The sequence below is a fragment of the Streptomyces sp. WP-1 genome, assembly GCF_030450125.1.
Taxonomy (GTDB): Bacteria; Actinomycetota; Actinomycetes; order Streptomycetales; family Streptomycetaceae; genus Streptomyces; species Streptomyces incarnatus.
Window position 1 is genome coordinate 2,535,156 of sequence record NZ_CP123923.1, and the last position, 13,727, is coordinate 2,548,882.

Below are 13,727 nucleotides of genomic sequence, written 5' to 3' on the forward strand. Positions count from 1 at the left end.
GTGTGTTACGTGCCCATGAACCGGCCGCGGCGCGGGCCTCTCGATGACCTGGCGTTGGGGGAGCCGAGTCGGGCGGTTCGGGAGGTCCGGCCGCGGCCGGGGTTCTGGGGCGGGGTCCGGGTCAGACGGCCTCGGACTCGGGGAGGTCGACGGCGAGCTGTTCGGCGAGGTCGACCACGGCGGCGAGATCGCCGTGGTCGCGCACGGCCGTGCCGACCGTCTTTCGGATACGGGTGTTCACGCGCTCGGAGCGGACCTTCTTGGCCACGGTCATCGCCCGCGAGGCGAACTCGGTGCCGGCCTCGGGCTCGTCCTGGAGCAGATGCACGGTGGCCATGCCGATCAGGTTGAGCGCATACGACCGCTGGTGCTCGCTGTCCTTGGCGAACAGGTCCACCGCCCGGCGCATCAGCGGCTCGGCGAGGGAGGCGTAGGCGGGGCTGCGGCCCGCGCTGTAGGCGAGGTCGCGGAAGGAGTGGGAGTTCTCCGCGTACAGCTCGGCCTCGGAGAAGAAGCGGATCCAGTCGGGGTCCGGCTCGTCCCACTCGTCGGCCTCGGAGAAGGTGTCCTCGGCCATGCGCACCGCGCGCTTGGTGCGGCCGGGCTGCCCCATGTTGGCGTAGGCGCGGGCCTCCATCGCATACAGCATGGACTGGGTGCGCGGTCCCGCGCAGTCGCGGCTGCCGTACTGGGCGAGGTGGATCAGCTCCAGGGCGTCGTCGGGCCGGCCGAGGTGGATCATCTGGCGGCTCATGCTGGAGAGGATGTACGAGCCGAGCGGCCGGTCGCCCGCCTCCTTGGCGGCGTGCAGCGCGAGCACGAAGTACTTCTGGGCGGTGGGCTGGAGCCCCACGTCGTACGACATCCAGCCGGCCAGTTCGGCGAGTTCGGCGGCGACCTGGAAGAGCTTGCGGGTGGTGGCCTCGGGCTGGGGTTCCTGGAGCAGGTCGGTGACCTCGTGCAGCTGGCCGACGACGGCCTTGCGGCGCAGTCCGCCGCCGCACTGGGCGTCCCACTGGCGGAACATCCTGGTGGTGGACTCCAGCAGTTCGAGCTCCGGCTTGGAAAGGCGGCCGGGCCTGCGGGAGTCGAGGGCGGACTCGGGGGCGGGCGCGGCGGGGGTGCCGGGGGTGGGCACGAGCCAGCGCTGCATGGGCTCGATCAGGGAGGGGCCCGCGGACAGCGCGAGGGAGGTGCCGAGGAAGCCGCGCCGGGCGAGCATCAGGTCGCTGCGGGAGAACTCGCCGAGCTGGGCGACGGTCTGGGGGCCGGTCCAGGGCAGGTCGACACCGGAGGCGGCGGTCGACTGGCGGGCGGCGCGCAGGCCCAGGTCCTCGATGGAGACCACGCAGCCGAAGCGCTCGGAGAACAGCTCGGAGAGGATGCGCGGGATCGGTTCGCGCGGGTTCTCGCCGTCCAGCCAGCGGCGCACCCGGGAGGTGTCGGTGGAGATGTGGTTGGCACCTAACTGGCGTGCCCTGCGGTTCACTTGGCGGGCCAGCTCGCCCTTGGACCAGCCGCTGCGCACGAACCACGAGCCGAGCAGCTCATTGGGGCGCTTGTCAGCGTTTGTCCCGCTTCCGCCATTGCCGCCCACTGGAACGCCCCCATCCCTGAGACCTCTTGCCGCCGAGTGCGCCAAGCCCTATCAGAATGCCGGTAAATACGGTCCGGTGTCCCCCGGTTCTCAGCCTTCGAACGCGATACCGAGCCGTTCTCGGGCCCTTTTCGGGTTACTGCCGAGTCGCTTCCGGGTTGCCCCCGGCATACCCACGGGCGCATGTGCCCCGAGGATTTCGCACACTCACAGTAACCCCGTGATCACCGGCTCAGCCACGCGGATCAGAGAAACGCCACCATTCGCCACCCCTTCGAATGAACTCCCGCTCCGTCGCACGCGATTCACTTGACACAGGACGAACGGAAGCGGGCGGAGTGATGCACAAAGGGGCGCGTGGATCCCGGTGCGCCACCCGCCATGCTTCGAAGCGCCGCCCCGGTTCCGTCACGGCGAGGGCATCCGGAGCCGTAGCGTTACGTTCCGCTTCCGTCTCGTTCCGTGTCGTAACCACCGGCGCGCCGGACCCGTTGGAGGGGGCATGGGCTTCACGATCGGCGGCATTCGCGAGATCCGCTCCGGCACGCGTCGGCGTGGCCGGTCCGCGGAGTGCACCACCGTCGCCGAGTTCACCGGGCTGTGGGGCTGGGACGTGGTGCCGGGCGCGCGGGCCGCGGCGGGCGCCTGCTCCTGCGGGTTCGAGGACTGTCCGGAGCCGGGCGCGCATCCGCTCGACTTCGCGCCCGAGGTGCCGGCCGGGGCCACGCTGGACGAGGTGGCCAAGGCATGGGCGGAGTGCCCGGGGGCCTCGGTGCTGCTGCCGGTGGGCCGCGCCTTCGACATCGTGGAGGTCTCCGAGCCGGCCGGCCGGCGCGCCCTGGTCCGGCTGGAGCGGATGGGGCTGCCGCTGGGTCCGGTGGCCGTGACCCCCGAGGGCCGGGCGCACTTCTTCGTGGCCCCGGGCGCCGCGGCCGAGCTGCCCCGGCTGCTGTACCGGATGGGCTGGGACGACCCGCGCACCCTCGATCTGCGCGGCCTCGGGTCCGGTACGTACATCACCGCGCCGCCCTGCGACCGGGGCGGCCGGGGCCCGGTGCGCTGGCTGCGCCCGCCCGCCCTGGATTCCGCGACCCGCCCCCCGGCGGCCCGGCTGCTGCTGGGGACGCTGGCGTATGTGGCGCACCGGTCGCGGTGGCGGTCGTAGCCACGCCGGGGAACAACGGCCGGAACGCGGCCGGGAGAAGCGAAGTGCCCGTCCTCAACTGCACCTTGAGGGCGGGCACTTCTTCAGGTCGGGTGGTGATCCGGCGACGGTCAGTCTCCGATCAGCGCGTCCACGAACGCCTCCGGCTCGAACGGCGCCAGGTCGTCCGCGCCCTCGCCGAGCCCGATCAGCTTGACCGGCACGCCCAGCTCGCGCTGGACGGCGACCACGATGCCGCCCTTGGCGGTGCCGTCCAGCTTGGTCAGCACGATGCCGGTGATGTCCACGACCTCGGCGAACACCCGGGCCTGCACCAGACCGTTCTGCCCGGTGGTGGCGTCCAGGACCAGCAGCACCTCGTCCAGCGGGGCGTGCTTCTCGACCACGCGCTTGACCTTGCCCAGCTCGTCCATGAGACCGGTCTTGGTGTGCAGCCGTCCCGCGGTGTCGATGAGGACGACGTCGACCCCCATCTCCTTGCCCTCCTTCACCGCGTCGAAGGCCACGGAGGCGGGGTCGCCGGCCTCGGGGCCGCGCACGGTGTAGGCGCCGACCCGCTCGCCCCAGGTCTGGAGCTGGTCGGCGGCGGCGGCACGGAAGGTGTCGGCGGCGCCGAGCACCACGGTGCGGCCGTCGGCGACCAGGACGCGGGCGAGCTTGCCGGTGGTGGTGGTCTTGCCGGTGCCGTTGACACCGACGACCATCACGATGCCGGGCTTGCGGTCGGCGGGCTCGGTCTTCACGGTGCGGTCGACATCGGTGCCGACCAGCTTGAGCAGCTCCTCGCGCAGCAGGGCGCGCAGCTCCTCGGGGGTGCGGGTGCCGAGCACCTTGACGCGCTCGCGCAGGCCCTCGACCAGTTCCTGGGTGGGCTGCACACCGACGTCGGCGGTGAGCAGGGTGTCCTCGATCTCCTCCCAGGTGTCGTCGTCCAGGTGCTCGCGCGAGAGCAGCGTGAGCAGGCCCTTGCCGAGGGCGTTCTGGGAGCGGGACAGGCGGGTGCGGAGCCGGACCAGCCGGCCCGCGGTGGGCTCCGGGATCTCGATCTCGGGAGCCTCGACGGCGGGGACGGGAGGCTCTTCGACGGCGACCGGCGGGCCGCCCGGGAGATCCACCTCCTCGATCGTCCGGCGCGGTTCGTCGCGCGGCGTCTCGGCCTCTTCGCCGACGTGCGGCTCGGCCGGGGGCGCGGTGATGTCGGGCGCCTTCGGGGGCGGCGGGGGCAGCGACTTCCGGCGTCGGCCGCCCACGATCAGCCCGCCGAGCGCGCCGAGCACGACCACGGCGATGACTACAGCAAGGATGATGGTTTCCATAACGCCCCCCAGTATCGGCCATGGGGTCCACCGGGACCGGGCTTGTGGCTTCCTCCGAGAGACAAACGCCACGTTTGGCGAGGAGTCGGAGCAAAGTACGATGGTCCGGGCTGCGTTGACGCGCGTAGAGTCCGACCGTCCCTTTCCCTCCACCTCTAGGGCACCCTTCCCCATGAGCAAAACCGTCGAGACCGAAGGCGCTCTCGAGACGCGTGGCATCGAGCAGGTCCCGGACCACGAGCGGACCGGCCGGACCCGTGAGCTGTTCCCGACCTGGGTCGGCGCCAACATCAGCGTCCTGCTGCTGACGATGGGCGCGAGCCTCGTCGTGGCGTATCACCTGAACATCTGGCAGGCGCTGGTCGTCGCGGTCGCGGCGCCCGCCGTGTCGTACGGCCTCGTCGGTCTGATCGGCATCGCCGGCAAGCGGGGCGGGGCGCCGGGCATGGCGCTGTCCCGGGCGGTGTTCGGACAGCGGGGCAACCTGCTGCCGGGCTCGCTGATCTGGGTGGCCCGCTGGGGCTGGGAGACGATCAACGCGGTGACCGGCGCCTACGCCATGCTCTCCATCCTGGAGATCGTGTTCGGCGTCAAGGCGAACAGCGTCCTGGACATGGTGACGCTGCTGGTGTTCGTGGTGGCGACCTTCGCGATCTCCGGGCTCGGCATCAACGCCGTCCAGAAGTGCAACAGGTACGCCACCTACTTCTTCGGCGCGTTCTCGGTGCTGGTCCTCGTCTACCTGGCGGTGAAGACGGACTGGTCGAAGGTGATGGACCACAGCGCCGGTTCCACGGCCGCGGTGATCACCGGCATCGGCATGATCGCGGCCGGCGGCGTCAGCTGGATCCCGACGGCCCCGGACTTCACCCGCTATCTGCCGCGCACGGCCTCCTCGAAGGCGATCGTGGGTACGGCGGTCGGCGGCGCCGGTGTGGTCGTGCTGCCGATGGTCCTGATGGGCGCGGTGATGGCGGTCGCGACTCCGGACCTGGCCTCGGCCGCGGACCCGGTGTCCTTCCTGGGCAAGATCCTGCCGACGTGGATCGCGGTGCCCTACCTGTTCATCGCGCTGGTCGGCATGCTGCTGATCAACTCGATGTCGATGTACTCGGCGGGCTTCACCGCGCAGACCCTCGGCTTCAAGGTGCCGCGGCACTGGGCGGTGTCGGTCAACGCGGTGATCTCGCTGGTGTTCGGCGGGGTGCTGATGCTGGTGGCGACCAGCTTCATGGGCTCCTTCATCGCCTTCCTGTCCCTGCTCGCGGTCGCGTTCTCCGCGTGGGTCGGCGTGTTCGGCGCGGACATGTTCCGCCGCACGGAGTACGACGGCCGGGCCATGGCCGACACGACGCGCACCAGCGCCTACTGGTACAAGGGCGGCTTCTCCCCCGCCGCCGTGGCCGCGTGGGCGATCGGCCTGGTCTCGGGCCTGATGTTCACCACCTCGGACTGGTTCACCGGCCCGCTGGCCAGGAACAACGTCATCGGCGAGTACGGCCTCGGCTGGGTCGCCACGATCGTGATCTCGGGCGGGCTGTACCTGGTCCTGCCGAAGCCGGGGATCGAGGCCCCGGCGAGCGCCGAGGAGGCCGCGCGGGCCGACGGATCGACCGAGACCGTCTCCGGTCCGACCGGCGAGCAGGCGACCGCCGCGGTCTGACCGTCTGACGCTACGACGTACACCGGAACCCCCTTCAGCGCCCCGCGCCGGAGGGGGTTCCGGTGTTGTGTCACGCGTGTTCGGGGGCGGTCCAGGAGACGAGCTGGACGACGACGCCGTTGGGGTCGGTGATCTGGAAGAGGCGTTCGCCCCAGGGTTCCTCGCGCGGCGGCAGGGTGATGGGGGCGCCCTCGTTCCTCAGCCGCTCGTGCTCGGCGTCCAGGTCGTCCACGGTGAACGCGAGGATCACCCCTGCGGCGCGCTGGTCCCGGAAGCCTTCCGGCAGGACCTCGGTGCCGCGCCGCAGCAGGATCACACCGGGCGTGTCCGCGCGGACCAGGGAGGCGAAGCCGTCGGCCGCCATGGCCTCGCGGAAGCCGAGATGCCGGGCCAGGAACGCGGCGGAGGAGGGGACGTCGTCGACGGTCAGGGAGACGGCGGTGGAGGTGACGTTCATGGTCCGTCCTTCGTGAGGGGACTCTGCACGCGTCTCTACTATCTCTGTACGACGTACATTGTACTGCGTACAGAGATGGAGCCGGCGGCCCGGGGACTCCGGCAGGAAGAATGGGGCCATGGCCAAGGAACACGGGGGCGCGGGCGACCCGGCGCACATCCTGGAACTGCTGTGGCGCGAGCCCGGAGCCGAGGAGGTCCGGCGCGGCCCCCGGCAGGGCCTGTCGGTCGACGCCGTCGTCCGGGTCGCCGTCGAACTCGCCGACTCCGAGGGGCTGGAGGCCCTGACCATGCGCGGCATCGCCCGCCGGCTGGGGGTCACACCGATGACGCTCTACACCTACGTCCCGGGCAAGGCGGAGCTGCTCGACCTCATGCTGGACTCCGTGTACCTGCGGATGCCGCGCGGCACCCGGCCGGACGCCCCGTGGCGCGGCCGGGTCGAGGCCGTGGCGCGGGAGAACCGCGAACTGTACGACCGCCACCCGTGGGTGGCCACCATGTCCACGGCGCGGCCGCCGCTGGGCCCCGGCCTGATGACCAAGTACGAGCACGAGCTGGCCGCGTTCGAGGGCTCGGGGCTCGGCGACGTGGAGACGGACGCGGCCCTCGCCCTTGTCCTCGGCCTCGTCCACTCCGTCGCCCGCGCGGCCCTCGACGCCCAGGCGGCCGCCCGCGACAGCGCGCTGTCCGACCAGCAGTGGTGGGCCGCCAACGAGCTCCTCCTGGCCAAGGTCTTCGACCCCGCCCGCTTCCCGCTCGCCGCGCGCGTCGGCCGCGCCGCCGGGGCGGCCCACCAGGGCATGTACGACCCCGACCACGCCTTCGCCTTCGGACTGCGGCGGATCCTGGACGGTCTCGGCCGCCTCGGCGACGCGGACTGAGCACGACACCCGCCCACGGCACCGTGGGCGGCGCCGGCCCGGTCCGCCCGCGGAAAGCCCTCGCCCCCGGGCCGGGCAGTGGCCGGTCCGGGGGCGAGGGGAGGAACGAGGAGAGGGGCAGCGGGGTCTGAAGGCCCTTCTCCCCGGGTTCGGGGGTGCCTCGGGGTGCGAGGCTCAGCCCATCTCCTCCAGGGACTTGCCCTTCGTCTCCTTGACGAACTTCAGGACGAAGGGGATGGAGAGGGCGGCGAACACCGTGTAGATGACGTACGTGCCGGAGAGGTTCCAGTCGGCCAGCGACGGGAAGCTCGCGGTGATCGCCCAGTTGGCGATCCACTGCGCGGCGGCGGCCACGCCCAGGGCGGCGGCGCGGAGCCGGTTCGGGAACATCTCGCCGAGCATGACCCAGACGACCACACCCCAGGACAGGGCGAAGAAGAGGACGAAGATGTGCGCGGCGATCAGGGCGACCCAGCCCTGGGTGGCGGGCAGCTTGCCGTCGACCAGGTGGTACGAGAACGCCCACGCCTCCAGCGCCAGGCCGACGACCATGCCGACGGAGCCGATGAGCGCGAGCGGCTTGCGGCCGATCCGGTCCACGAAGATCATCGCGATCACGGTGCCGACGATGTTGATGATGGACGTGGTGAAGGAGTAGAAGAACGAGTCCGTCGGGTCGACACCGACCGACTGCCACAGCGTCGAGGAGTAGTAGAACGCGACGTTGATGCCGACGAACTGCTGGAAGACCGACAGGCCGATGCCCACCCAGACGATCGGCTTGAAGAAGAAGCCGCCGCCCAGCAGGTCCTTGAAGGTGGAGCGGTGCTCGCTCTTCATCGCGTGCTCGATGTCGGCGACGCGCTTGTCCAGGTCGGTGCCCGTGCCCTCGACCTCGGCCAGGATCTCCTTGGCGCGCTCACGCTTGCCGACGGAGAGCAGGAAGCGCGGGGACTCGGGGATGGCGAAGGACAGCAGGCCGTACAGGGCGGCCGGGACCACCATGACGCCCAGCATGACCTGCCAGGCCTCCAGGCCCATGAGGTGGCCGCGCTGGTTGCCGCCGGCGGCGTTCAGCAGGCCCCAGTTGACCAGCTGGGAGATGGCGATGCCGACGACGATCGCGGCCTGCTGGAAGGAGCCGAGCCGGCCGCGGTAGGCGGGCGGGGCGACCTCGGCGATGTAGGCGGGGCCGATCACGGAGGCCATGCCGATGGCGAAGCCGCCGACGATGCGCCAGAGGGCGAGGTCCCACAGCGCGAAGGGCAGCGCGGAGCCGACGGCGCTGATCGTGAACAGCGTGGCCGCGATCTGCATGCAGCGGATACGGCCGATCCGGTCGGCTATCCGGCCCGCGGTGGCGGCGCCGATGGCACAGCCGATCAGGGCGATGGCGATGACCTGCGCGAGGGCGGCGGAGCCGATGTCGTAACGGTCGCGAATGGCCTCGACGGCACCGTTGATGACAGAACTGTCGTAGCCGAAGAGGAAGCCGCCCATGGCCGCTGCCGCGGCGATGAAGATGACATGCCCGAGATGTTCGGGATGAGCCGTCCCGGCTCCTGACTGAGGTGCCTGCGCTGTGCTGGTCACGTAAAACTCCTCGGGCCACGGCAACGCTGCCGGGGTGGGGTGAGCCCTTCCAGGTCTCCAGTGGCGCATACGTTTGCGCTACTTACACCTGAAGGAAAAAAGCAACGTTGCAGAGACTATGCCTTCAACTTCCGAAGTCAATAGGGGGAAAGCTGTGAGTTAGGAGATACGGCAGATCACTCCGTGTTCAAGAAATGAACAGGGAGTGAGATGGTCTTGATCGTCGGTACGTGTTGATCTTGAAATGGGTCAGCGCAGGCGCTGCGAGATGACCTTCGACACACCGTCACCCTGCATGGAGACGCCGTACAACGCGTCGGCCACCTCCATCGTGCGCTTCTGGTGCGTGATCACGATCAGCTGCGAGGACTCCTGCAACTCCTGCATGATCCGGATCAGCCGCTGGAGGTTGGTGTCGTCCAGCGCGGCCTCGACCTCGTCCATCACATAGAAGGGACTCGGCCGGGCCTTGAAGATCGACACCAGCAGCGCGACGGCCGTGAGCGACCGCTCGCCGCCCGAGAGCAGGGACAGCCGCTTGACCTTCTTGCCCGGCGGCCGCGCCTCGACATCGACGCCCGTGGTGAGCATGTTGCCGGGGTCGGTGAGCACCAGCCGGCCCTCGCCGCCCGGGAACAGCCGGCCGAAGACGCCCTCGAACTCGCGCGCGGTGTCCCGGTAGGCCTCGGTGAAGACCTGCTCGACCCGCTCGTCGACCTCCTTCACCACCTGGAGCAGATCGGCACGGGTCTTCCTCAGGTCCTCCAGCTGCTCGCTGAGGAACTTGTGCCGCTCCTCCAGCGCCGCGAACTCCTCAAGGGCCAGCGGATTGACCTTGCCGAGCTGCTGGTACGCCCGCTCGGCCGCCTTCAGCCGCTTCTCCTGCTCGGCCCGTACGAAGGGGCGCGGCTGGTTGCGGGGGTCGTCCGGGTCCTCCGGCAGCGCCTCGCCGTCGGCGGGGGGCGAGGGCGGCACGGGCTGGTGCGGCCCGTACTCCGTCTCCAGCCCCGCCGGTTCGACACCCAGCTCCTCCAGCGCCCTGGTCTCCAGCTGCTCGATCCGCAGCCGCTTCTCGGCGCCGAGTACCTCACCGCGGTGGACCGAATCCGTCAACTTGTCGAGTTCCGACTTCAGTTCACGTCCGGTGGTGCGGGCGGCGGTCAGTTCCCGCTCGCGCCGGGCCTTGGCGGCCTCGGCCGCGGTGCGCTCCTGATCGGCGCGGACGAGGGACACCTCGACGTGCGCCAGCAGCTGCCGGGCGCCGTCGGCCACCGCGCGGGCGACGGCCGCCTCGTGCCGCAGCCGGGCCCGGCGCTGCTCGGCCCGCGCCCGCGCCTCGCGCTCCGCGCGGGCGGCACGGTCGAGGGAGTCGGCGCGGCCGGCCAGGCCCTTGACCCGCTCCTCGTGGGTACGGACCTGGAGACGGGCCTCCATCTCGGTCTGCCGCGCGTTGGCGCCGTCGGCGGAGAGCCGGTCGCGCACCGCGGTGTCCGGCTCCTCCTCCACCGGCGTCTCCTCGGCGACGGCGAGCCGCTCCGCGAGTTCCTCGGCCTCCTGTACGGCCCGGTCCAGCGCGTCCTGCGCCCGCGCGGCGGCGGCGGTGGAGCGCTCGGCCTCACCGGCGGCGGCGCGGGCCTCACCGGCGAGGCGGCCGAGCTGCTGGGCGACGGCGGACTTCTCGCGGTCGGCCGCGCGGCGCCGTTCGCCCAGCTCCTCCACGAGGGCGGCGGCCTCGGTACGGCGGTCCGTCGCCGCGTCCTCCTCCTCGGCCAGCTCGGCGCAGCGCACCGACAGCTCCGCCAGTTCGGCGGCGGCCTCGTCCACGGAGGCCTGCACCTCCAGCAGGCTGGAGGCGCCGGCGGAGCCGCCGTGGGCGAAGTGGGCGGCCAGGAGGTCGCCCTCGGCGGTGACGGCGGTGAGGTGGGGGTGGGAGCGGATGAGGTCTTCGGCGGCGTCCAGGGTGTCGACCACGACGGTGTCGTGGAGGAGTCTGCGGATCGCCGGCATCAGATCCGATGGGGCGCGGACGTATCTTTCGGCCGGGATCGGTCCGTCGTCGGGCGCGGGTGCGTCGTGGTCGCTCGCGCAGTTCCCCGCGCCCCTTCGGGGTGCGTCTTCGGGGCCGGTGATGAGCAGGGACGCCCTGCCTCCGTCCTGTTTGTGCAGGAGGCGGATGGCGTCGGCGGCCGAGGCCGGGTTCGTCACGGCGAGGGCGTCGGCGGCGGCGCCGAAGGCGGCAGCCAGGGGGATCTCGTAGCCCGGGGTGATGGTCAGCAGTTCCGCCGCCGGGCCGAGGAGGCCGGTGAGGTGGGCCTCGGAGTCCAGCAGTATGCCGGTGCCGTCCTTGCGGCGCAGGCCCAGGGCCAGTGCCTCGTGGCGGGCCTGGGTCGCGGCGCGGCGGCGTTCGGTGGTGGCGGCGGCCCGGCGGGCCGCGGTCAGGGCGTGCTCGGCGTCCGCGAGCCGTTCCCGGGCCGCCCGGTGCTGTTCGGCGAGGTCGGTGTCGTCCGCGTCGAGCCCGTCGACCTCGGCCTTGAGCGCCTCGTACTCCTCCTGGGCGCGCACCGCGCGGTCCCGTGCCTCGTCGCGGGCGGTGGCCAGCCGGTCGATCTCGGCCTGGGCGGCGGCGGCACGTGAACGGGCCGCGCCCACCTGGCCGTTCAGCCGGGCCAGGCCCTCGCGGCGGTCGGCGATGGCGCGGGCCACGTCCTTGAGCCGGCGTTCCTCGACGGCCAGTTCCCGCTCCAGTTCGGCGCGGTGGGCGACCGTGTCGTCCAGGGCGTGCCGGGCCGCTTCCAGGGCGGCCGTCAGCTCGGCCTCCTGCTCGCGGACCCGGGCGGCCTCGCGCTCCAGGTCCTCGGGGTCGCGGCCGCGGCGCTCCTCGGGCGGCGCGGAGGTGGCGCTCCTGACCCGGGCGTCGGCCAGCGAGATCGTGCCGCGCACCCGCTCGGCCAGCTGCGACAGCTCGTACCAGGTCTGCTGGGCGCGCTGGAGGCGGGGCGTGAGCTGCCGTACCTCGTCCTCCAGGAGGGACTCGCGGTGCAGGGCCTTCTTCAGCTCCTGCTCGGCGGCCTCCCTGCGCTCCTTGAGGGCGGCCTCGTCGGCGATCTCGGCGTCGAGCGCCCGGCGCAGTCGTACGAGGTCGTCGGCGAGCAGCCGCAGCCTGGCGTCGCGCAGGTCGGCCTGGATGACGGCGGCCCGGCGCGCCACCGCCGCCTGGCGGCCGAGCGGCTTGAGCTGGCGGCGCAGTTCGCCGGTGAGGTCCTGGACGCGGGCGAGGTTGGCCTGCATCGCGTCCAGTTTCCGCAGCGCCTTCTCCTTGCGCCTGCGGTGCTTGAGGACGCCGGCCGCCTCCTCGATGAAGGCGCGACGGCCCATCGGATCGGCGTGCAGCACGGAGTCCAGCTGGCCCTGGCCGACGATGACGTGCATCTCGCGGCCGATGCCGGAGTCGGAGAGCAGTTCCTGGATGTCGAGGAGGCGGCAGGTGTCGCCGTTGATCTGGTACTCGCTGCCGCCGTTGCGGAACATGATCCGCGTGATGGTGACCTCGGCGTACTCGATGGGCAGTGCCCCGTCGGAGTTGTCGATGGTCAGGGACACCTCGGCGCGGCCCAGCGGGGGGCGCCCGGTGGTGCCGGCGAAGATGACGTCCTCCATCTTGCCGCCGCGCAGCGATTTGGCGCCCTGCTCGCCCATGACCCAGCTGAGCGCGTCCACCACATTGGACTTGCCCGAGCCGTTCGGTCCGACGACGCAGGTGATCCCGGGTTCGAACCGGAGGGTGGTCGCGGAGGCGAACGACTTGAAGCCGCGCAGGGTCAGGGCCTTGAGGTGCACGCCGCCGGACTCTACCGGCCGCCGCTGTCTCACTCCATGAACCTTCGCGACCGCACGGTTTCACCGCAGGACAGGCAGGGCACACCAGATGTTGAAGAAGGTGAAAGGATGCGCGGGGGAAGAAAGAAGGGACGCCGAAGCGTCCCTTGCCATTCTATGGACGGCCTCGGATGCCGGTCGTCCGGTCTACTGAGCGGTTGATACGGGCTGCCCAACCACTGCTGCTGTCGCGGAGCGATGCAGCGATCAGGTGAGCGCAGGCTCCGCCTGGTGTGCGTCGATGCTCTCCATGATCCTGTCCTGAGAGGCGGCAGCCGCCAGCGCGTCGTTCTCCGCCTGGATCCTGACCAGCTCGGACTCCAGGTCCTGAACACGCTGCTGCAGCCGTCGCATCTCGGCGAGGAGTCGAGGGTCGGAGCCGCCGACGTAACCGAGAAGCGCCTTTGCCATGATGGATGGTCCTCCACACTGAGTGACCGACCGATGCGGTGTGGGTCGTGAGGGATTCGCACCCGCGGTGCTTGGCACATCCGAGTGTTGCTCTGCTGTTGCTCCATGCCAAACAGCTAAGGTGCGCGGGGCTTTCAGCGTCTCACCAAAAAGTTTGACGGTCAACACGATCACACCCCGTATTGGCGGGCGGACCGGGCGCGCGGCCGGATCGGCACGGCGGCGCAGCGAGTCGTCCAGACCCCGGGGGCGCAGCGATCAGCTGTATCTGCGGAGCCTCCCACGCTGCGCCCTCCTTGGCAACCACCAGGCCGTTTCCGCTCCGGACCGCCGTCCGAGGGGGCCCGGCGGGCGGGGCGGGAGGGCTTCGGCTCAGCGGATCGCGAAGCCGTCGTAGCCGCCGCGGGGTGTGTCCCAGATCTCGGTGACGCCGTCCACACGGCCGGGCGTGTCGGCCCCCTGGAGCCAGTCGAGCAGTTCCTCGCAGCCCTCGCGCGCGCCCTCGGCGACGACCTGGACCCGGCCGTCCGCCAAATTGAGAGCAAAACCACTCAGGCCGCCGATCTCCAGCGCCTTGGCACGTGTGAACCAGCGAAATCCCACGCCCTGTACGTGTCCACGCACCCAGGCGACCAGTCGAACATCCTCACTCATGGGGGCAACCTAACCGGCCGGTGTCGTTCGGGACACATCGCCCTCGAAGGGCATGAGGTACGGTCCGCACGCGGGCGCATCCCCGGGGAAACCCACTCGATCGAGTGGGATG

Annotated in this window: 10 protein-coding genes; 3 read left to right on the forward strand and 7 right to left on the reverse strand. The window is 71.2% G+C overall.

Annotation, left to right across the window (positions count from 1 at the left end):
* Nucleotides 1-121: 121 nt before the first annotated feature.
* Nucleotides 122-1,597 carry a hypothetical protein gene (locus tag QHG49_RS10650; protein ID WP_145485588.1) on the reverse strand — a complete coding sequence of 492 codons (1,476 nt, stop codon included), beginning with the start codon at nt 1,595-1,597 and terminating at the stop codon, nt 122-124.
* Nucleotides 1,598-2,099: 502 nt separating this feature from the next.
* On the opposite strand from QHG49_RS10650, the gene QHG49_RS10655 reads away from it, so the two are divergent.
* Nucleotides 2,100-2,762, forward strand: coding sequence for a bifunctional DNA primase/polymerase (locus QHG49_RS10655; protein WP_145485589.1), 663 nt, complete (start codon nt 2,100-2,102; stop codon nt 2,760-2,762).
* Nucleotides 2,763-2,872: 110 nt separating this feature from the next.
* On the opposite strand, the gene ftsY is transcribed toward QHG49_RS10655, so the two are convergent.
* Complete coding sequence (gene ftsY, locus QHG49_RS10660; protein WP_301488891.1) at nt 2,873-4,078, reverse strand: signal recognition particle-docking protein FtsY; 1,206 nt, start codon at nt 4,076-4,078, stop codon at nt 2,873-2,875.
* Nucleotides 4,079-4,250: 172 nt separating this feature from the next.
* Between ftsY and QHG49_RS10665 the strand changes: the two genes are divergently transcribed.
* Nucleotides 4,251-5,741 carry a cytosine permease gene (locus QHG49_RS10665; protein ID WP_301488893.1) on the forward strand — a complete coding sequence of 497 codons (1,491 nt, stop codon included), beginning with the start codon at nt 4,251-4,253 and terminating at the stop codon, nt 5,739-5,741.
* 70 nt (nt 5,742-5,811) lie between these two features.
* On the opposite strand, the gene QHG49_RS10670 is transcribed toward QHG49_RS10665, so the two are convergent.
* A complete protein-coding gene (locus QHG49_RS10670; RefSeq protein WP_301488895.1) occupies nt 5,812-6,198 on the reverse strand; it encodes a VOC family protein in 387 nt (128 codons plus the stop codon).
* A 118-nt stretch (nt 6,199-6,316) separates the two neighbouring features.
* Between QHG49_RS10670 and QHG49_RS10675 the strand changes: the two genes are divergently transcribed.
* Nucleotides 6,317-7,081 (forward strand): TetR/AcrR family transcriptional regulator, encoded by a 765-nt coding sequence (locus QHG49_RS10675; protein ID WP_301488896.1) that lies wholly within the window; start codon nt 6,317-6,319, stop codon nt 7,079-7,081.
* A 174-nt stretch (nt 7,082-7,255) separates the two neighbouring features.
* Here QHG49_RS10675 and QHG49_RS10680 read toward each other — a convergent pair whose 3' ends face one another.
* From QHG49_RS10680 to QHG49_RS10695, 4 genes are all read right to left on the reverse strand, one after another.
* A complete protein-coding gene (locus QHG49_RS10680; protein ID WP_301488897.1) occupies nt 7,256-8,674 on the reverse strand; it encodes a sugar porter family MFS transporter in 1,419 nt (472 codons plus the stop codon).
* Between the two features lie 249 nt (nt 8,675-8,923).
* A complete protein-coding gene (gene smc / locus QHG49_RS10685) occupies nt 8,924-12,511 on the reverse strand; it encodes a chromosome segregation protein SMC (protein ID WP_301488899.1) in 3,588 nt (1,195 codons plus the stop codon).
* Nucleotides 12,512-12,757: 246 nt separating this feature from the next.
* Complete coding sequence (locus tag QHG49_RS10690; RefSeq protein ID WP_018544743.1) at nt 12,758-12,961, reverse strand: hypothetical protein; 204 nt, start codon at nt 12,959-12,961, stop codon at nt 12,758-12,760.
* 372 nt (nt 12,962-13,333) lie between these two features.
* Nucleotides 13,334-13,615 carry an acylphosphatase gene (locus QHG49_RS10695; RefSeq protein ID WP_301488903.1) on the reverse strand — a complete coding sequence of 94 codons (282 nt, stop codon included), beginning with the start codon at nt 13,613-13,615 and terminating at the stop codon, nt 13,334-13,336.
* Nucleotides 13,616-13,727 lie beyond the last annotated feature (112 nt).